The 21640-nt window shown below is 75.4% G+C and carries 2 protein-coding genes; both read left to right on the forward strand.

The window, feature by feature from the left end; all coding sequences use genetic code 11:
- The first annotated feature begins 35 nt into the window (after positions 1-35).
- A complete protein-coding gene (locus ACY0MR_RS04330; protein ID WP_473559202.1) occupies positions 36-14309 on the forward strand; it encodes an amino acid adenylation domain-containing protein in 14274 nt (4757 codons plus the stop codon).
- Positions 14310-14329: 20 nt separating this feature from the next.
- Complete coding sequence (locus ACY0MR_RS04335; protein ID WP_473561689.1) at positions 14330-21550, forward strand: amino acid adenylation domain-containing protein; 7221 nt, start codon at positions 14330-14332, stop codon at positions 21548-21550.
- The last annotated feature ends 90 nt before the right edge of the window (positions 21551-21640 follow it).

A 21640-nucleotide genomic window follows, 5' to 3' on the forward strand; every position in this document is an offset into this window, starting at 1 on the left:
ACCGATCCGCCGCGGGTGAACCTGGAGCAAGATCCATGACCGAGCGTGCTTTGCGGCGTCTCCCCCTCACCGGGGCCCAGGCCGGTGTCTGGTACGGGCAGCGGCTCGCCCCCGACTCCCCGGTCTACAACGTCGGCCAGTACGTCGAGATCGACGGCCCGGTCGACCCGGACCTCTTCGAGGCGGCCGTCCGCCGGGTCGTCGACGAGTGCGAGGCCCTCACCGTCCGATTCGAGGAGGACGCATCGGGGACCCCGTGGCAGATCCTCGCCGAGGAGCCCTGCCGGGGGCCGGTCCTGGAGACGGTCGACCACCGCGCGGAGGCCGACCCCGAGGCCGCCGCGCTCGCCCGGATGCGCGCCGACATGGGGACGTCCGCCGACCCGGCCACCGCCCCGCTCTTCGCGTTCGCCCTGCACCGCGTGGCCCCCGGCCGCACGCTCTGGTACCAGCGCGTCCACCACATCGCGCTCGACGCCTACGGCTTCTCCCTGGTCTCCCGCCGTACCGCCGAGGTCTACTCGGCTCTCGCGCACGGCGAGAAGCCCGGCCCGACCCCGTTCGGCCCGCTCTCCGCCGTCCTGGACGAGGAGAGCGCCTACCGCGCGGGCGAGCGGTACGCCGAGGACCGCGCCCACTGGCTCGCCCGCCTCGAAGGCCGCACCGCCCACGAACCGCTGTCCGGCGCCTCCTTCCCCGCGGCACCCGACTTCCTGCGCGCCGAGGCCGTCGTCGGACCCGAGGCGACCGCCGGGATCCACGCCCTCGCCCGGGCCGCCCGCGCCACCTGGGCCGATGTCGTGACGGCCGCGTTCGCCGCCTTCCTGCACCGCTCCACCGGCGACCGCGACGTGCTCCTGTCGCTGCCCGCGATGGCCCGGCTGGGCTCCGCCGCCCTCTCGGTCCCGGCGATGGTCGTCAACGTGCTGCCCCTGCGCGTGGCCGTACGGCCCGGGCAGCCGCTGGCCTCGGTGGTCGCCGAGGTCGCGGACGGCGTCCGCGGGCTCCGCCGCCACCAGCGCTACCGCGCCGAGGACATCCGCCGCGACCTCGGCCTCGTCGGCCGCGACCCCGGCCCGCTCGGACCGATGGTCAACGTGAAGGCCTTCGACAACGTCCTCGCCTTCGCCGGTGCCCCCGGCTCCGTGCACAACATCGCCGCGGGACCGGTGGACGACCTCACCCTCGCCGTCCACCACGACGCGGCCGAAGGCCGCATCCGCCTCGGACTCGACGCCAACCCGCGGGCCTACGACGCCGCTTCGCTGGCCGCCAGGACCGCCGAGTTCGCCCACTTCCTCACCGAGGCGGCCACCGCAGGACCCGACACCCCCGTCGGACGCCCCGACCTGGTCGACGCCGCGCACCGCCGCGCCCTCGCCGAGGCGGCGGACGCCACCGCCCGGGAGACCGAGCCCGGCACGGTCGTGGACGCCTTCGCCGCGTGCGCCCTCGCCCACCCGGAGGAGACCGCCCTCCTGGCGGGCCGGGACGCCCTCACGTACGCGGAGCTGGACGCCCGCGCCAACCGACTGGCCCGGCTGCTCGTCTCGCGCGGTGTCGGCCCGGAGTCCTTCGTCGGCCTCGCCCTGCCGCGCGGCACCGACCTCGTCGTCGCCCTGCTCGCCGTCCTCAAGGCCGGCGGCGCCTATCTGCCGCTCGACCTGGACTACCCGGCGGACCGCCTGGAGTTCATGGTCCGCGACGCCCGCCCGGTCTGCGTGCTCACCACCCTGACGGGCGCGCCGGACGCCCCCGACGTCCGCGGCACCGAGACCCTCGTCCTGGACGCGCCCGACACCCTGGCGGCGCTCGCCGACCTCTCCGCCGCCCCGCTCGACGGGGCCGAGGCACCCGCGCTCTCCGGCGACCACCCGGCGTACGTCATCCACACCTCGGGCTCCACCGGACGCCCCAAGGGCGTGGTCGTCCCGCACGCCGCGCTCGCCAACTTCCTGCGGATGCAGGCCCACGAACTGGCCATGGCCCCGGGAGACCGGCTCGTCGCCGTCACCACGATCTCCTTCGACATCGCCGCGCTCGAACTCCACGTCCCGCTCGTCTGCGGCGCGACGGTGGTCCTCGCCGACCGCGACACCGTCCGCGACCCGGCCGCGCTCGCCGCGCTCGTCGACGCCCACCGCCCGGCGGTCATGCAGGCCACCCCGTCCCTGTGGCACGCCCTCCTGGAGGACGGCCGCCCGACGGGCCTGGGCACCACGAAGGTCCTCGTCGGCGGCGAGGCGCTGCCCGCCGCCCTGGCCGAGCGCCTGACCCGGACGGCCGGCTCCGTCACCAACGTGTACGGGCCGACCGAGGTCACCGTCTGGGCCACCTCCGCCGTCCTGGCGCCGGACCACACCGGCACCCCGGACATCGGCCTCCCCTTCTGGAACACCCGCGCCCACGTCCTCGACGGCGCGCTGCGCCCCGCGCCCGACGGCCGCCCCGGCGAGCTCTACCTCGCGGGCGCCCAGCTGGCCCGCGGCTACCTCGGCCGCTTCGCGCTGACCGCCGAGCGCTTCGTCGCCGACCCGTACGGCCCGCCCGGCAGCCGCATGTACCGCACGGGCGACCTGGTGCGCCGCCGCCCCGACGGCCGCATCGACTTCGTCGGCCGCGCCGACGACCAGGTCAAGGTCCGCGGCTTCCGCATCGAACTCGGCGAGATCGAGAGCGTCCTGACGGATCGTCCGGAGGTCGGACGGGCCGTCGTCGTGGTCCGTGAGGACGTGCCGGGCTCCCAGCTCCTCGTCGGCTACGTGACCGCCGCCGAGGGCGGCGCGCCCGACGCCGACGCCCTGCGGCAGGCCACCGCCGAGCGGCTCCCCGCCTACATGGTGCCGTCGGCCGTGGTCGTCCTCGACGCCCTCCCGCTCACCTCCAACGGCAAGGTCGACCGCCGGTCCCTGCCCGCCCCCGACCTGGCCGGCCTCACGACGGCGGGCGGGCGGGCTCCCCGCGACGCCCGCGAGGAGATCGTCGGCGGCGTCTTCGCCGACGTCCTGGAGCTGGAGTCGGTCGGCCCGGACGACGACTTCTTCGACCTCGGCGGCCACTCGCTGCTCGCCGCCCGTGTGGCCGCGCGGGTCCGCGGCGCCCTGGGCACCGAGTGCGGGGTCCGCGACGTCTTCGAGGCCCGCACCCCCGCCGCCCTCGCCGAACGCCTCGGCACCCGCGGGGAGTCCGCCTCCCGCCCGACGCCGGCCGCGGCCGGGCGACCCGAGGTGCTGCCGCTCTCCCACGCGCAGCGCCGGCTGTGGTTCCTCCACCAGATGGAGGGTCCGAGCACCACGTACACCATCCCGTTCGTGGCCCGCTTCGCGGAACTCCTCGACACGGAAGCGCTCGACGCGGCCCTCCGCGACGTCGTCGCCCGGCACGAGACCCTGCGCACCGTCTTCGCCGACCACGAGGGGGAACCGCACCAGCGGATCCTCGCCCCCGAGGACGCGGGCGTCTCCCTCCGGGTGGAGGAGACCGGCCGGGAGCACCTGGACGCGGCGGTGGAGCGTGCCCTCGGGCACCTCTTCGACCTGGCCTCCGAGGCTCCCGTGCGGGTCACTCTGGTGCGCGACACCGAGGGCGGGTCCGACGCCCTGGTGGTCGTCCTGCACCACATCGCGAGCGACGAGTGGTCGATGGGACCCTTCCTGCACGGCCTGGAGCAGGCCTACGCGGCCCGACGCGAGGGCCGCGCGCCGGAGTTCGCGCGCCCCGGCGCCGGACTCCCCCTCCAGTACGCCGACTTCGCGCTCTGGCAGCGTGACCTCCTGGGCGACCCGGCCGACCCCGGTTCCCTGGCCGGCCGCCAGGCCGCTTACTGGCGCGAGGTGCTGGCCGACCTGCCCGCCGAGCAGACCCTCCCCGCCGACCGCCCCCGGCCGGCCGTGGCGGGCAACGCGGGCGGCATGGTCCACCGCGAGGTGCCCGCCTCGCTCGCCGCCCACATCAGGGCGCTGGCCCGCGAGTCCGGCAACAGCGTCTTCATGGTCGTCCACGCGGCCGTCGCGACCCTGCTGCACCGCCTGGGCGCCGGCGACGACATCCCCCTGGGCAGCCCCGTCGCCGGTCGCTCCGACCCGGCGCTCGACGAGCTCGTCGGCTTCTTCGTCAACACCCTCGTGCTCCGCGCCGACCTCTCCGGCGACCCCGCCTTCACGACGCTCCTGGAGCGCGTCCGCGCCGCCGACCTCGCCGCCCTCGACCACGCCGACCTGCCGTTCGACACGGTCGTGGAGACCGTCAACCCGGTCCGCTCCCTGACCCGGCACCCGCTCTTCCAGACCATGGTGTCGCACAGCACCGTCACCCAGGACGTCCGCGCGCTCTTCGGGCTCGACGCGCGCGTGGACCGGGTCGACCCCGGGGTGACCAAGTTCGACCTCGACATCACGTTCTCCGACACCGCCCACGGGGACAGGCTCGACCTGGAGGTGTTCTACTCCGCCGCCCTCTTCGACCGGCGGACCGCCGACACGCTCGCCGACCGGCTGCTGCGCGTCCTGGAACAGGCCGTCGCCGACCCCGCGGCCCCGGTCTCCTCGTACGAGCTGCGCTCCGCGGCCGAGCGGGACCTCCTGGAGCGGTGGAACGACACCGCCGTCGCGCACCCGGACGAGAGCGTGGTCGAGGTGCTCGACCGGCAGATCGCCCGCACCCCCGAGGCCGTCGCCCTCGTCTGCGGCGACGAGCGGCTGACCTTCGCCGAGCTCGGCGACCGGGTCTCCCGGCTCGCCCTGCTCCTCGCCGCGGAGGGCGCCGGTCCCGACGCGGTCGTCGCCCTCGCCGTGCCCCGGTCGGCCGACTCCGTCGTCGCCGCCTTCGCCGTCCTCAAGGCCGGCGGCGCCTATCTGCCGCTCGACCTCGGCCACCCCGCCGACCGCCTCGCGTACATGCTCGGCGACGCGAGACCCGTCTGCGCCGTCACGACCGCCGACGTCGACGGCGCGGTACCCGACCGGCCCGGCATGCGCCGGCTGGTCCTGGACGACCCCGCGGTACGGGACCGGCTCGCGGCCGCCTCGGGTCCCGCGCCGCGCGCGCCCCGCGGCGACGACCTGGCGTACGTCATCTACACCTCGGGGTCCACCGGCCGCCCGAAGGGCGTCGGCCTCCACCACGCGGGACTCGCCAACCTCTACCGGGACCACGAGCGGACGCTGTACCGCCCGGTCGCCGAGCGGCTCGGGCGCCGGGTCCGCGCCCTGCACACCGCCTCGTTCTCGTTCGACTCCTCCTGGGAGCAGCTCCTGTGGCTGATCGCCGGGCACGAGCTGCACGTCCTCGACGAGTACGGCCGCCGCGACGCGGACGCCGTCGTCGGCCACGTGCGCGCGCACCGGATCGACGCCCTCGACGTCACCCCGTCGTACGGCCGCCACCTCCTCGACGCCGGCCTCCTCACCGGCGACCGGCGCCCCCCGCTGTTCCTCCTCGGCGGCGAGGCCGTCCCGCCCGCGCTGTGGGCCGAACTCCGGGACGTCGACGGGGTCGAGACCGTCAACTACTACGGTCCCACCGAGTTCACCGTCGACGCGCTCGTCGCCCGCGTCACGGACTGCGCGACGCCCGTCGTCGGCCGTCCGCTGGACAACACCCGGGCCCACGTCCTGGACGCCGGTCTCCGGCCGGTCCCGACCGGCGTCCCGGGAGAGCTGTACCTCGCGGGCGTGCAGAACGCGCGCGGCTACCTGGGGCGGCCCGCCCTCACCGCCGAGCGTTTCGTCGCCGACCCGTACGGGCCCTCCGGCACCCGCATGTACCGCACCGGCGACGTGGTCCGCCGCCGCGCCGACGGCCAGATCGAGTTCCTGGGCCGCGTCGACGACCAGGTGAAGATCCGCGGCTTCCGCGTGGAGCCCGGCGAGGTCGAGGCCGCCGTGACGGCCCTCCCCGGGGTGGCCTCGGCCGCCGTCCTCGTCCGCGAGGACACCCCCGGAGTGCCCCGCCTCGTGGCGTACACCACCGGCGGCGCGGACCCGGCGACGGTCCGCCGCGCCCTCGCCGAGGAGCTGCCGGAGTACATGGTGCCCGCGGCCGTGGTCGCCCTGGACGTCCTCCCGGTGAACGTCAACGGCAAGCTGGACCGGGCCGCGCTGCCCGTGCCCGCGCCGACGGCCGCCGAGCCCACGCGGGCCCCGCGCGGACCGCTGGAGGAACGTCTCGCCTCGGTGTACGCCGAGGTCCTCGGGCTCGCGTCCGTCGGTGCCGAGGACGACTTCTTCGCCCTCGGCGGCCACTCGCTGCTCGCCACCCGGGTCGTGGCCCGCGTCCGTGCGAGCGGGACGGCGTGCACGGTGCGCGACGTCTTCGAGGCGCGTACGGTCGCGGCCCTCGCGGCCCGTCTCGCGCGGCGCGCGGCGTCCGCCCGCCCCGTCCTGGCCCGGGCCGCCGAGCGCCCGGGGCTGCTCCCGCTCTCCTCCGCGCAGCAGCGGCTGTGGTTCCTGCACCGCGTGGAGGGCCCCTCCGCCACCTACAACATCCCGCTCGCCCTGCGGCTGCGCGGCGCCGTGGACGCGTCGGCGCTGCGCGCGGCCCTCGGCGACGCGGTCACCCGGCACGAGGTGCTGCGGACCGTGTTCGCGGAGACCGACGGGGAGCCGTACCAGCGGATCCTGGTGCCCGGCGCGGCCGAGGTGCCCTTCGCCGTCCGCCGCGTCACGGCCGCCGAGCTGCCGTCGCTCGTGGAGGACGCCGCCACCGAGGTCTTCGACCTCACGGCCGAACTCCCGCTGCGGGCGGTCCTCTTCAGCACCTCCGACGACGAGCACGTGCTGTTCGTGCTGCTGCACCACATCGCGACGGACGAGTGGTCCACCGGACCGTTCCTCGCCGACCTGGACACCGCCTACGCGGCCCGCGTCGCCGGTCACGCGCCGGAGTTCGCGCCGCTCGCCGTCCAGTACGCCGACTACGCGCTCTGGCAGCGGGCGCTCCTCGGCGACCCGGGCGACCGGGAATCCCTGGCCGCCCGCCAGGCCGCGTACTGGCGCGACCGGCTGGCCGGACTCCCCGAGGAGCTGGCCCTCCCCACCGACCGGCCCCGGCCCGCCTCCCCCTCGTACCGGGGCGACACGGTCACGGCGGAGCTGCCCGCCGCGCTGGTCACCGCGCTCGACGGGCTGGTGGCGGCGTCCGGCGCGACGATGTTCATCGTGGTGCACGCCGCCGTCGCGACCCTGCTGCACCGGCTCGGCGCGGGCGACGACATCCCCGTCGGCACGCCGGTCGCGGGCCGCGGCGACAGCGCCCTCGACGAGCTCGTCGGCTTCTTCGTCAACACGGTCGTGCTGCGCACCGACCTCGGCGGCGACCCGACGTTCGGGGAGCTGCTCCGCCGGGTGCGGGCCACCGACCTCGCCGCGCTCGACCACGCCGACCTGCCCTTCGACGCCGTCGTGGAGGCGGTCCACCCGGCCCGTTCCCTCTCCCGCCACCCCCTGTTCCAGACGATGGTGGCGTACGAGGGCGGCGGCCCGGACACCTCCCGGCTGCTCGGCACGGACGCCGGGGAGTACGAAGTCCTCGGCGGCGCGGCCAAGTTCGACCTGGAGATCCTGTTCCGGCGTACGAAGCGGGCGGGGGTGCCCGGCATGAGCTGCGGCGTCCGCTACGCCACCGACCTGTTCGAGCGGTCCGGCGCCGAGCGGCTGACGGAGCGTCTGCTCCGGCTCCTGGCAGCCGTGGTGGCGGATCCGGACGCGCCGGTCGCCTCGATCGAGCTGATGGACGAGGCGGAGCGGCGGCAGCTGGACGGCTGGAACGACACCGCGCGCGTCCTCGACGGACCGGCCGACCTGGCCGACCTCGTCGCCGCGGGCGCGACCCGCGCCGAAGGCCCCGCGCTCGTCTTCGAGGGCGAGGACCTCTCCCGTACGGACTTCGACGCACGCGTCAACCGGCTCGCCCGCCTCCTCGTCGGACGCGGCGTCGGACCCGAGACCGTCGTCGCCGTGGCCCTCCCCCGCTCCTTCGACCTGCTCGTCGCCCTCCACGCCGTCGTCCGCGCCGGCGGCGCCTACCTCCCCCTCGACCTCACCCTCCCCACCGATCGCCTCGCCCACATGACGGACACCGCCGCGCCGGTCTGCGTGGTGACCGACCTCGAAGGGCTCGGGGCGCTGCCCCCGGCGTGCGAGGCCGAACCGGTCGTCCTGGACGCGCCCGAGGTCCGCGCGGAGCTGGAGGAGCTGTCGGACGCCGAGGTGACGGACGCGGACCGGATCGCCCCGCTGCTGCCGCACCACCCGGCGTACGTCATCTTCACCTCCGGCTCCACCGGCCGCCCCAAGGGCGTGATGGTCGAGCACCGCGCGATCGTCAACCGCCTGGAGTGGATGCAGCACGCCTACGGCCTGGGCAGCACCGACCGGGTCCTCCAGAAGACCCCGACCGGGTTCGACGTCTCCGTCTGGGAACTCTTCTGGCCCCTCGCCCAGGGCGTCCCCCTCGTCATCGCCCGGCCCGAGGGACACAAGGACCCCGAGTACCTGGCCGAACTCATCCGCGAACAGCGGGTCAGCATGCTCCACTTCGTCCCGTCCATGCTCCGGGCCTTCCTGGACGGCGTCGACGCGGCGACCTGCCCGAGCCTGCGGGTCGTGGTGTGCAGCGGCGAGGCCCTGCCCGCCGATCTCGTGACCCGCTTCCACGAGTCGGCCGGCGAGCGGTCCGTCGCCCTGGAGAACCTGTACGGGCCCACCGAGGCGGCCGTCGACGTCACCGCGGCCTCCTGCCCGCCCGGAGAGGCGAAGGGTGCTTCGGCCTCGATCGGCTCCCCCGTCTGGAACACCCGCGTCCACGTCCTGGACGAGCGCCTCCGGCCCGTCCCGGTCGGCGTCCCCGGCGAGCTGTACCTCGCCGGCGTCCAGCTCGCCCGCGGCTACCTCTCCCGGCCCGACCTCACCGCGGAACGCTTCGTCGCCGACCCGTACGGACCCGCGGGAAGCCGCATGTACCGCACCGGCGACCTCGTCACCCGACGCCACGACGGCGCACTCGACTACCTCGGACGCACCGACGACCAGGTCAAGCTCCGCGGCCTCCGCATCGAACCCGGCGAGATCGACACCGTCGTGGCGGCGGCCCCCGGGGTCTCCCGGGCCGTCACCGTCGTCCGCGAGGACCGGCCCGGGGTCCAGCGGCTCGTGACGTACGTCGTCCCAGCGGGCGGAGCCACCGTGGCCGCGGAGGCGCTGCGCGCCCACGCCGCCGCGCGCCTTCCCGAGTACATGGTCCCGAGCGTCTTCCTCGACATCCCCGCCGTCCCCCTCTCCCCCAACGGCAAGCTGGACCGCCGCGCCCTCCCGGTACCGCCGGACGCCGCGACGGGGCCGTCCCGGGCGCCGCGGGACGCACGCGAGGAGATCCTCGCGGGCGTGTTCGCGAGCCTGCTCGGGCTCGAATCCGCGGGGGTCGAGGACGACTTCTTCGCCCTCGGCGGTCACTCCCTGCTGGCCGCCCGTGCGGCGGCCAGGGTGCGGGCCGCGCTCGGAGTGGAGTGCTCGGTGCGAGACGTGTTCGAGACGCGTACGGTCGAGGCGCTGGCCGCCCGGCTCTCCGCCCGCGGCGCGTCCGGCCGGCCCGCCCTCGCACCGGCCGGGACGCGACCGGAGCCGACTCCCCTCTCGTACGCCCAGCGCCGCCTGTGGCTGATCGACCACGTGCGCGGCCCGGGGACGGCGTACAACGTGCCGCTCGCGGTCCGTCTCGACGGTCCGGTGGACCCGGCGGCCGTGCGGGCCGCGGTCCGGGACGTCGTGGCGCGGCACGAGGTGCTGCGCACGGTGTTCACGGAGATCGACGGGGAGCCCTACCAGCGCGTCCTCGCGCCGGAGCACGCCGAGGTCCCCTTCGAGGTCCGGCGGGTCGCCGCCCGGGCGCTCGGCGCGGAGTCCGAGTCGGTCTGCGGCCATGTCTTCGACCTGGAGCGGGAGATCCCGCTGCGGGTGGCCCTCTTGACCGCCTCGGACGAGGAGCACGTCCTCGTGGTGCTGCTGCACCACATCGCGACGGACGAGTGGTCCACCGGGCCGCTCCTCGCCGACCTGGACACCGCCTACCGGGCCCGTGCCGCGGGCCGTGCTCCGGAGTTCGCGCCGCTCGCCGTCCAGTACGCCGACTACGCGCTCTGGCAGCGCGAGCTGCTCGGGGACCCGGAGGACCGGGAATCGCCGGCCGCGCGCCAGGCCGCCTACTGGCGGGACGCCCTCGCCGGCGTCCCCGAGGAGCTGGCCCTGCCCACCGACCGGCAGCGCCCCGCCACGCCCTCGTACGGGGGCGACGTGGTGCCCTTCGCGGTGGACGCGGCGACGGGATCGGGGCTCGCCCGGATCGCCCGGGACTCGGGCGCGACGATGTTCATGGTGGTCCACGCGGCCGTCACCGCCCTGCTCCACCGGCTCGGTGCCGGTGACGACATCGCGATCGGCACGCCGGTGTCCGGCCGGGGCGACGAGCAGCTGGACCCGATGGTCGGGTTCTTCCTCAACACCCTGGTGCTGCGGGCCGACCTCACGGGAGAGCCGAGCTTCGCCGAGCTGGTCGGCCGGGTCCGGGACACCGGGCTCGCGGCCTTCTCGCACGCCGATCTGCCGTTGGAGGCCGTGGCGGAGGCGGTCGGCCAGAACCGCTCGCAGTCCCGCAACCCGCTGTTCCAGACGATGGTGACGTACCACTCGGTGGAGACCGGGGTGTCGGAGCTCTTCGGGGTGCGGGCGAGTGAACTGCCGGTGGAGATCGGCGGGTCGAAGTTCGACCTGGAGTTCGCGTTCGGCGGTTCGGAGGAGGACGGCGCCATCAGCGGCGGTCTGCGCTTCGCGACGGACCTCTTCGAGCGGGCCGGTGCCGAGCGGCTGACGGAGCGTCTGCTCCGGCTCCTGGCAGCCGTGGTGGCGGATCCGGACGCGCCGGTCGCCTCGATCGAGCTGATGGACGAGGCGGAGCGGCGGCAGCTGGACGGCTGGAACGACACCGCGCGCGTCCTCGACGGACCGGCCGACCTGGCCGACCTCGTCGCCGCGGGCGCGACCCGCGCCGAAGGCCCCGCGCTCGTCTTCGAGGGCGAGGACCTCTCCCGTACGGACTTCGACGCACGCGTCAACCGGCTCGCCCGCCTCCTCGTCGGACGCGGCGTCGGACCCGAGACCGTCGTCGCCGTGGCCCTCCCCCGCTCCTTCGACCTGCTCGTCGCCCTCCACGCCGTCGTCCGCGCCGGCGGCGCCTACCTGCCCCTCGACCTCACCCTCCCCACCGACCGCCTCACGCACATGGTGGAGACGGCGCGACCGCTGGCGATCCTCACCGACCCGCTCTCCGAGTCCGCGCTCCCGGGGGGTGTCGGGGCTCCGCGGATCGTGCTCGGCTCCCCCGCCGTGGTCGCCGAGTCGGCGGGGCTCTCCGCCGAGGCGCCGACCGACGCCGACCGGCTGGCTCCGCTGCTGCCGCACCACCCGGCGTACGTCATCTTCACCTCCGGCTCCACCGGACGGCCCAAGGGCGTCATGGTCGAGCACCGGGCCATCGTCAACCGCCTGAAGTGGATGCAGCACGCGTACGGGCTCACGCGGACCGATCGCGTCCTGCAGAAGACCCCGACCGGCTTCGACGTCTCCGTCTGGGAACTCTTCTGGCCCCTCGCCCAGGGCGTCCCCCTCGTCATCGCCCGACCCGAAGGACACAAGGACCCCGAGTACCTGGCCGAGCTGATCCGCGAACAGCGCGTCACCGTCCTCCACTTCGTCCCGTCCATGCTCCAGGCCTTCGTCGCCGAGGTGGAGGTCTCCTCCTGCCCGAGCCTGCGGGTCGTGGTGTGCAGCGGCGAGGCCCTGCCCGTCGATCTCGTGACCCGCTTCCACGAGTCGGCCGGCGAGCGGTCCGTCGCCCTGGAGAACCTGTACGGACCCACCGAGGCGGCCGTCGACGTCACCGCCACCACGTGCCTGCCCGGGGAGGCGACCGGCGCCTCCGCCTCCATCGGCTCCGCGGTCTGGAACACCCGTCTCCACGTGCTGGACGCACGTCTCCGGCCCGTTCCGGTCGGCGTCCCCGGCGAGCTGTACCTCGCCGGCGTCCAGCTCGCCCGCGGCTACCTCTCCCGCCCCGACCTCACCGCGGAACGCTTCGTCGCCGACCCGTACGGACCCGCGGGAAGCCGCATGTACCGCACCGGCGACCTCGTCACCCGACGCCACGACGGCGCACTCGACTACCTCGGACGCACCGACGACCAGGTCAAGCTCCGCGGCCTCCGCATCGAACCCGGCGAGATCGACACCGTCCTCACCGCCCACCCGGACGTCCTCCGCGCCGTCACCGTCATCCGGGAGGACCGCCCGGGCAGCCGCAGGCTCGTGGCGTACGCCGTCCCGGCGGCGGGCGCGTCGTTCGACGCGGAGGCGCTGCGGGCGCACGCCGCCGCGCGGCTGCCCGAGTACATGGTGCCGAGCGTCTTCCTGGACATCCCGGCGGTGCCCCTCTCGCCCAACGGCAAGCTGGACCGGCGGGCGCTCCCGGCGCCGCCGGAGCCGCGGGCCTCCGCGCCGGACCCGGCCTCGGGTCCCGTGCCCGGCGAGGGCCCGGCCGAGCTGCTCGCGCGGCTCATGGCCGAGGTGCTGGGGCTGCCCGCCGTGGGCCCCGGGGACAACTTCTTCGAGCTGGGCGGCGACAGCATCGTCTCCATCCGCTTCGTGAGCCGGGCCCGCAAGGCGGGGCTGAAGGTGACGGCCCGCCAGGTGTTCCAGCACCCGACGCCGGCCGGGCTCGCCGCCGTCGCCGCGCCCACGGCGGACGCCGCGGCCGCCGCGCGTCCCGCCGAACAGGGGGTGGGGCCGCTGGTCCTGCCGCCGGTCGCGCGGTGGTTCGCCGAACGCGGCGGCCCTCTCCGCCGGTTCTGCCAGGCCCGGCTGGTCGTGGTGCCCGCGGGGGTCCGGCGGGCCGACCTCGTGACCGCCCTCCAGGCGGTGCTCGACCTCCACGACGGGCTCCGGCAGGTGCTGACCGTGACACGCCCCGGCGTGTGGAGCGCCGAGGTGGCCCCCGCCGGCTCGGTGTCGGCCGCAGCGGTGCTGCGGACCGCCGACGCGTCCGGTCTGGACTCGGGGGCGCTGCGGGAGCTGGTCGGGCAGGAGTCCGACCGTGCCGCGTCCGCGCTGGACCCGGAGACCGGGGCGACCGTACGGGCCGTGCACCTGGACACCGGTCCCGACGAGCCGGGCAGGCTGCTGCTCGTCGCTCACCACCTGGTGGTGGACGAGGTGTCCTGGCAGATCCTGCTGCCGGACCTGCGGGCGGCCTGGGAGGCCGCCGCGGCGGGGAGGGCGCCCGTGCTCGACCCCGTACCGACGGCCCTGCGCACCTGGACGGCGGGGCTGCTCGCCGAGGCGCACGGCGGGCGGCGGGCGGCCGAGCTGGACCGCTGGCTGGAGGCGGCGGCGCCCGGGGCGCGGCTGCTGGCCGAGCGGCCGCTGGACCCGGCGCGGGACACCGTGGCGACGGCCCGCCGGCTGACCGTCCGGCTGTCGCCCGAGCGGACCGAACCGCTCCTGTCGGCGGTTCCGCAGGCCTTCCACGGCACCGTCAACGACACGCTGCTGACCGCGCTCGCCCTCGCCGTGGGCGAGCGGGCGGCCCGCTCGGGGATGCCGGCGGACGGACTGACGGTGGAGCTGGAGGGGCACGGCCGGGAGCAGGACCTCGTGCCGGGCGCGGACCTCACCCGCACGGTCGGCTGGCTGACCAGTGTGTACCCGGTGCGGCTCACCGCCGACGGCTACGACCCGGCCGCCGTGGCCGCCGGGTCGCAGAACGCGGGGACCGCCCTGAAGGAGATCAAGGAGCGGCTCCGGGACGTCCCGGACGGCGGGATCGGGGCGGGGCTGCTGCGGTACGCGAACGCGGCCACGGCGGGGCTGTTCCCGCCCGGCGGGGGCCCGGAGATCCTGTGGAACTACCTCGGCCGGCAGACCGCGCGGACGCAGTCCGTGTGGGGCCCCGCGGCGGAGGCCGACGCGCTCGCCGTACGGCCCGATCCCGGGATGCCGCTCTCGCACCCGCTCGCCGTCGACGCGGAGGTCGAGAACGGCCCGGACGGTCCGGAGCTCGCCGCCACCTTCGTCTGGGCGGGTGAGGCGCTCTCCCCGAACACGGTGGCCGAGCTCGCCGACGGCTGGCTCGCCGCCCTCGACCTGCTCGCCGCGTGGGCGGCCGGCGGTTCCTCCGCCGGACACACCCCGTCCGACCTCGACCTGCTCGACCTCGACCAGAACCAGATCACCATGCTCGAAGAAATGTGGAGGGCCCAGCAGTGACGCAGGCTCGTATCGAGGACATGCTGCCGCTGTCCCCCCTTCAGCAGGGCATGCTGTTCCACTCCGTCTACGACGGGGAGGGCGCCGACGTGTACACCGTGCAGGTGTCGGTCGGCCTGTCCGGGCCCGTGGACGCGGACCGCCTGGACCGTGCGGCGGCGGCGCTGCTGCGCCGCCACCCGAACCTGCGGGCCGGCTTCTGGCACGAGGGCGTGCCCCAGCCGGTGCAGTTCGTGCCGGCGGAGGTGACGTCCGGCGTCGAGCGCGTCGATCTGACAGGGGTCTCCCCGACGGCCGCCGACGGCACTCCGCTGACCGGCGCCTCGGTGGCGGAGCGGCTCGCCGTGCTGCGGCGGGCCGAGCTGGCGCGGCGGTTCGCGCTGCACCGGCCGCCGCTGCTGCGGCTGGTCCTCGCGCGGCTCGCGGACGGCGACCACCGGCTGGTGATCACGGTCCACCACATCCTGGTCGACGGCTGGTCGATGCCGCTTCTCGTGGGCGACCTGCTCGCGCTGTACGCGGCGGACGGGGACCCCTCGGGGCTTCCTGCCGTACGCCCCTACCGCGCGTACCTGAAGTGGCTGAAGGAGCAGGACACTCCGGCGGCGGAGGCGGCCTGGCGGTCGGCGCTCGCCGGGGTCGAGGAGGCGTCGCTGGTCGCGGCGCCGGATCCGGCGCGGGCGCCGGTGCGGCCCGGGGTGCACGCCCTGGAGCTGTCGCGGGAGGCGACGGACCGGCTGACGGCGGCGGCGCGGCGGCTCGGCACGACGCCGAGCACCCTGATCCAGTGCGCGTGGGGGCTGCTGCTCGGCGGTCTGACGGGGCGGCAGGACGTGGTGTTCGGTCTGACGGTCTCGGGCCGGCCGGACGAGATACCGGGGGTCGAGTCGATGCTCGGCCTGTTCATCACGACCGTGCCGGTCCGGCTCGCCACCCGGCCCGAGGAGACGGTGGAGGGTCTGCTGCGCCGCTTCCGCGACGAGCAGAACGCGCTGCTGGCCCACCACCACCTGGGGCTGCGGCTGATCCAGAGGCAGAGCGGCGGCGGCGAGCTGTTCGACACGCTCGTCGTCATCGAGAACTACCCGGTGGACCCCTCGGCGCGCGAGACGGTCGCGGCCGGGGTGCGGGTGACGGGCGTCGAGGCGGAGGACGCCACGCACTACCCGCTGACCCTGGCCGTGTCCCTGGACGCGCGGGCCGAACTGCGGCTGGAGTACCGGCCGGACGTGTTCGACGCGCGGGCCGCGGAGCGGATCGCGGACCGACTCGCGCACGTCCTGGACCGGATCGCGGCCGAGCCCGGTACGGCGGTCGGCGCGCTCGCGCTGCTGCCGCCGGCCGAGCTGGAGCGGGTGCGGGGCAGCTGGCCGGGGACCGTACGGGACGTGCCGTCGGGCACGGTCGCGGACGTGTTCACCGAGCGGGCGGCGCGCACTCCCGAGGCGACGGCGGTGGTCTGCGGGGAGACCTCCCTGACCTTCGCCGAGCTGGACGGGCGGGCCGCGCGGCTCGCGGGGCTGCTCGCGGAGCGCGGGGTCGGGCCGGAGTCGGTGGTGGCGCTCGCCGTGCCGCGTTCGGCGGAGACGGTGGTCGCGATCCTGGCCGTGCTGAAGGCGGGCGGCGCCTATCTGCCGCTCGACCTGGACTATCCGGCGGACCGGCTGGGTCTGATGATCGAGGACGCGGCGCCCGCGTTCGTGCTGACCACCGCGCGGGCGGTGGAGCTGCTGCCGCCGGCCGGGGACGGTCCGGAGCGGATCGTGCTCGACGCGCCGGAGACGGCCGCCGCGCTCGACGCGCGCCCGGCGGAGTTCGCCGCGCCGGAGATCGCGGACGGGCACCCGGCGTACGTCATCTACACCTCGGGGTCGACGGGTCGTCCCAAGGGCGTGGTCCTCACCCACGGCGGTCTGTCGAACCTGTACGCCAACCACGTCGCCGAGGTCTTCGGCCCGGTGGTGGACGCGACCGGCGGCCGTCGGCTGCGGGCCCTGCACACGGCCTCGTTCAGCTTCGACACCTCGTGGGAGCAGCTGTTCTGGCTGGTCGCGGGGCATGAGCTGCACGTGCTGGACGAGGTGGGCCGCAGGGACGCCGAGTTCGTCGTCGGCTATGTGCGCGAGCACCGGGTGGACGCGATGGACGTCACCCCGACGTACGCGCTGGGGCTGCTGGACTGGGGGCTGCTGGACCCGGCCCGGCACCGTCCGGCGCTGCTGCTGCTCGGCGGCGAGGCGGTGCCGGAGGCGCTGTGGTCGGCGGTGCGGGCGGCGAGCGGTGTGATGTCGGTGAACCTCTACGGTCCGACCGAGTACACGGTGGACGCGCTCGCGGCGGACCTGGCCGGCAGTGCGACCCCGGTGGTGGGGCGGCCGATCGGCAACACGCGCGCGTACCTCCTGGACGCGGCGCTGCGGCCGGTCCCGGCGGGAACGACGGGTGAGCTGTATCTGGCGGGGCACGGGACGGCGCGCGGCTATCTGGGCCGGTTCGCGCTGACCGCCGAGCGGTTCGTGGCCGATCCGTACGGTCCGGCCGGCTCGCGGATGTACCGCACCGGTGACCTGGCGCGGCTGCGGGCGGACGGCGAGCTGGAGTACCTGGGCCGGGCCGACGACCAGGTGAAGATCCGGGGCTTCCGGATCGAGCCGGGCGAGGTGGAGGCGGCGCTCGCGGCGGTGGCCGGGGTGGACGCGGCGGCGGTCGTGGTCCGTGAGGACACGCCCGGCGTGAAGCGTCTGGTGGGGTACGTCACCGGCACGGCGGATCCGGTCGCGATCCGCGCGGAGCTCGCCGAGGCGCTGCCGGACTACCTGGTCCCGGCCGCCGTGGTGGTGCTGGACGCGCTGCCGTTCAACGTGAACGGCAAGCTGGACCGGGCCGCGCTGCCCGCGCCGGTGCTCGGCGCCTCTCCGGAGTCCCGGGCCCCGAGCGGGGAGCGGGAGGAGGCCCTGTGCCGGGTGTTCACCGAGGTGCTGGGGCTGCGCTCGGTCGGGGTGGACGACGACTTCTTCGCCCTGGGCGGCGACAGCATCGTCTCGATCCAGCTGGTGACGCGGGCGCGGAAGGAGGGTCTGGTCCTCACCCCGCGCGACGTGTTCGAGCAGCGGACGGTGGCGGGTCTGGCCGTGGCGGCCAGGACGCCGGACGAGCAGGCCGCGGCGCGGACCGTGCCGGGGGCCGAGGGGCCGCTGGTGGAGCTGGACGCGTCCGGGCGGGCCGTGCTCGACCGGGTTTTCCCGGGTGCCGGGGAGGTGCTGCCGCTGGCTCCGCTCCAGGAGGGGCTGTACTTCCACGCGCAGTACGACGACCGCGCGCTCGACGTGTATCTGATGCAGAACTTCGTGGAGCTGCGGCACGCGGTGGACACGGCGGCGCTGCGCGCCGCGTTCGACGCGATGCTGCGCCGGCACCCGAACCTGCGCTCGGCCTTCTGGCACGAGGGGCTGGCGGGTCCGGTGCAGGTGGTGCCCGCCGTGTGGGAGCTGCCCTGGGAGGTACGGGATCTGACGGATCTGGACCGGGCGGGGCAGGACGAGGCGCAGCGGGTGTTCTCGCTGGAGGACGCGGCGACGCGGTTCGACCTGTCGGCGCCGCCGCTGATGCGGGTGACGCTGCTGAAGTTCGCCGAGGACCGGTGGATGCTCTGCGTGACGCAGCACCACATCCTCACCGACGGCTGGTCGGAGTCGCTCTTCTTCGAGGAGCTGTTCCAGCTGTACGGGGCGGGCGGCCGCGCCGAGGTGCTGCCGCCGGTCACGCCGTACCGCGCGTACCTGCGGTGGCTGGCGGGGACGGACACCGAGGCGGCGCTGACCGCCTGGCGGAACCACCTGTCGGGCCTGGACCAGGCGACGCTGGTGGCGCCGGCCGATCCGGCGCGGCAGCCGGTGACCGCCGAGGTGGTGGACATCGCGCTCGGCGAGGAGACCAGCGACCGGCTGCGGGCCTTCGCCCGGGGCTGCGGCGTCACCCTGAACACGGTGCTGTCGGCGGCGTGGGCGCTGTCGCTGTCGGGGATGACCGGGCGGGACGACGTGGTGTTCGGCGCGACGGTCTCGGGGCGTCCGGCGGAGGTGCCGGGGGTCGACCAGATGATCGGCATGTTCATGAACACGCTGCCGTTCCGGGTGACGCTGCGCCCCTCGGAGACGCTGCGCGAGCTGCTGGTCCGGACGCAGAACGAGCACGCGGAGCTGCTGCCGCACCACTCCCTGGGCCTGGGCCGGATCCAGCAGGCGGCGGGCGTGGGGCAGCTCTTCGACACGCTGTACGTGTTCCGGAACACGCCGCTGGACGACACCGCCCGCGAGGAGGCGGTGGAGCGGCACCAGATCGGCTGGACGCACAGCGTGGACGGCACGCACTATCCGCTGACTCTCGCCGTCACGCCGGACCGCTCGCTCGAACTCAGCCTGGCCTACCGGCCCGACCTGTACGAGCGGGGGGCGGCAGAGGAGCTGGCGGCCCGGCTGCGGCTGCTCGTCGAGCAGTTCGCGGCGGGCGGGGCGACGCCGGTCGGCCGGCTGCGCACCCTGGAGGCCCCCGAGCGGGCCGGACTGCTCGCCCTCGGCGACGACACGGGGCACGAGCTGCCGGACGTGTCGCTGATCGAGCTGTTCGCCCGGCAGGCGGCGCTCACCCCGGACGCGACGGCGCTGGTCTTCGAGGACGAGCGGCTGAGCTACGCGGAACTCGACGAGCGGGCGAACCGGCTGGCGCGTGCGCTGCTCGCGCGGGGCGCGGGGCCGGAGCGGACGGTGGCCCTGGGGCTGCCGCGCTCGGCGGACTTCGTCGTCGCGCTGTTCGCGGTGCTCAAGGCGGGCGCGGCGTACCTGCCGCTGGACCTGGACCACCCGGTGGACCGGCTGGCCGCGATGGTGGAGGACGCGGGTCCGCTCTGCCTGGTCACCGTCTCGGCGGTGGCGGGCCGGGTGCCGGTGGTGGCGGGTGTGCCTCCGCTGGCGCTGGACGATCCGGCGACGGTCGCGGAGCTGGCCGCGCTGCCGGGCGGGCCGGTGGCGGACGAGGAGCTGGCCGCTCCGCGTGACGGCCGGCACCCGGCGTACCTGATCTACACCTCGGGTTCGACCGGGCGCCCCAAGGGCGTGGTGGTGCCGGGCTCGGGTCTGGTGAACATGCTGCTGAACCACCGGGAGCGGATCTTCGAGCCCGCGGTGAAGCTGGCGGGCGGGCGCCGGATGCGGGTCGCGCACACCGTGTCGTTCGCGTTCGACATGTCGTGGGAGGAGTTCTTCTGGCTGGTCGACGGGCACGAGGTGCACGTCATCGGCGAGGAGCTGCGGCTCGACCCGGCGGCGCTGACCGCGCACTACGACCGGGTCGGCATCGACGTCGTCAACGTCACCCCGTCGTACGGGCAGCAGCTGGTCGACGCGGGGCTCCTGGGCGCGGGGCGGCACCGGCCCGCCCTGGTCCTGCTGGGCGGCGAGGCCGTGCCCGACTCGCTGTGGTCGCTGATCGCGGGGACGGAGGGGACGATGGGCTACAACCTGTACGGCCCCACCGAGTACACGATCAACGCGCTGGGGGCCGACGTCGGCGGCAGCGCCACCTCCTGTGTCGGCCGCCCCATCCACAACACCCGGGCGTACGTGCTGGACGGCGCCCTGCGGCCGGTGCCGCGCGGGGTGCCGGGCGAGCTGTACCTGGCGGGCGCGGGTCTGGCGCGCGGATACTTCGCGCGGCCGGCGCTGACGGCGGAGCGGTTCGTGGCCGATCCCTTCGGTGCGCCGGGCACGCTGATGTACCGCACCGGCGACCTCGTGCGCTGGCGCGAGGACGACGGGATCGACTACCTGGGCCGGGCCGACCACCAGGTGAAGATCCGCGGCTTCCGGATCGAGCTGGGCGAGATCGAGTCGGCGCTCGCCGACGCGCCCGAGGTGGCGGCCGCCGCGGTGGTCGTGCACACGGGGGCGAACGGGGTGAAGCGGCTCGTGGCGTACACGGTCCCGGCCTCGGAGGCGGACCGGACGGACCCGGAGGCGGTGACGGCGGCGCTGCGGACCCGGCTGGCGGCGACGCTGCCGGAGTTCATGGTCCCCTCGGCGTTCGTGGAGCTGCCGGCGCTGCCGCTGACGGTGAACGGCAAGGTGGACCGGGTCGCGCTGCCCGCCCCGGCGTTCGCGGACGCGGGCGGCGGGCGGCCGCCGAAGGACGCCCGCGAGGAGCTGCTGTGCGGGATCTTCGCGGACGTGCTCGGTCTGGAGCGGGTCGGGGTCGAGGACAACTTCTTCGAGCTGGGCGGACATTCGCTGCTCGCGATGCGGCTCGTCGGCCGCATCCGTGACGAGCTGGGCGTCCCGGTCCAGGTGGGCACGGTGATGTCGGCGCCGACGGTCGCGGACGTGGCGGCCCGGATCGGCTCGGACTCGCGCCGGGACGCGCTGCGGGTGCTGCTGCCGCTGCGGGAGCGGGGCGGGAAGGCGCCGCTGTTCTGCTTCCACCCGGCGTCCGGGTTCGGCTGGCAGTACACGGGTCTGCTGCGTCATCTCGACGCGGACCGGCCGGTGTACGCCGTGCAGTCGCCCGGTCTGGCCGGGGAGCTGCCGGACGCGGCGGACGTCGCCGAGCTGTGCGAGCGGTACCTGGCGGAGATCCGGGCGGTGCAGCCCGAGGGGCCGTACCACTTCGCCGGGTACTCCTTCGGCGGGACGGTGGCGCACACGCTCGCGGCGATGCTCCAGGAGCGCGGTGAGGAGGTCGCGTTCCTCGCACTGCTCGACGCCTACCCGCCGGAGCGGGACGACTGGTCGTACCTGGAGACGCCGGAGTGGCGCGAACGGCTCGAACAGGAGGAGAACGGCTTCCTGCTCTCCGTGGCCGGGCTCGGCGCGGAGGGCGGCGGGCGCGGGGACGTCTCGCGGGAGGAGGCGGTGGCCGCGATCCGGGACAGCCAGGGTCTGCTCGCCGGCTTCGACGACGCGCTGCTGCACGCGATCGTGGAGACGAACGTGCACTGCGTACGGCTGCTGTCCCGCAGCCGGACCCGGCACTTCCGGGGTGACGTCCTGTTCTTCACGGCCGCGCGGACGACTCCGGACGGGGAGGCGTCGCAGCTGGTGTGGCCCGGGTACGTGGACGGCGTCCTCACCGAGCACGTGCTGGACCGGGGTCACGACGAGCTGATGGCGCCGGAGGCGCTGGAGGAGATCGGACCGCTCCTGGACGCGGCGCTGCGGGCCGTGCCGGACGGTCCGTCAGCTCGACGGTGACCGGGCTCCGTTCGGTGTTCCGCAGTCGGCGGCGGCCTTCGGGCCGCCGCCGGGGCAAGCCCATGGGTAAATCGCACAGCTTAGGTTAGG

The sequence above is a fragment of the Streptomyces sp. JN8 genome, from assembly GCF_055808075.1.

Coding starts and splice junctions, on each gene's coding strand:
- ACY0MR_RS04335 (WP_473561689.1), top strand. CDS start 14,330: ATGCTGCCGCTGTCCCCCCTTCAGCAGGGCATGCTGTTCCACTCCGTC.
- ACY0MR_RS04330 (WP_473559202.1), top strand. CDS start 36: ATGACCGAGCGTGCTTTGCGGCGTCTCCCCCTCACCGGGGCCCAGGCC.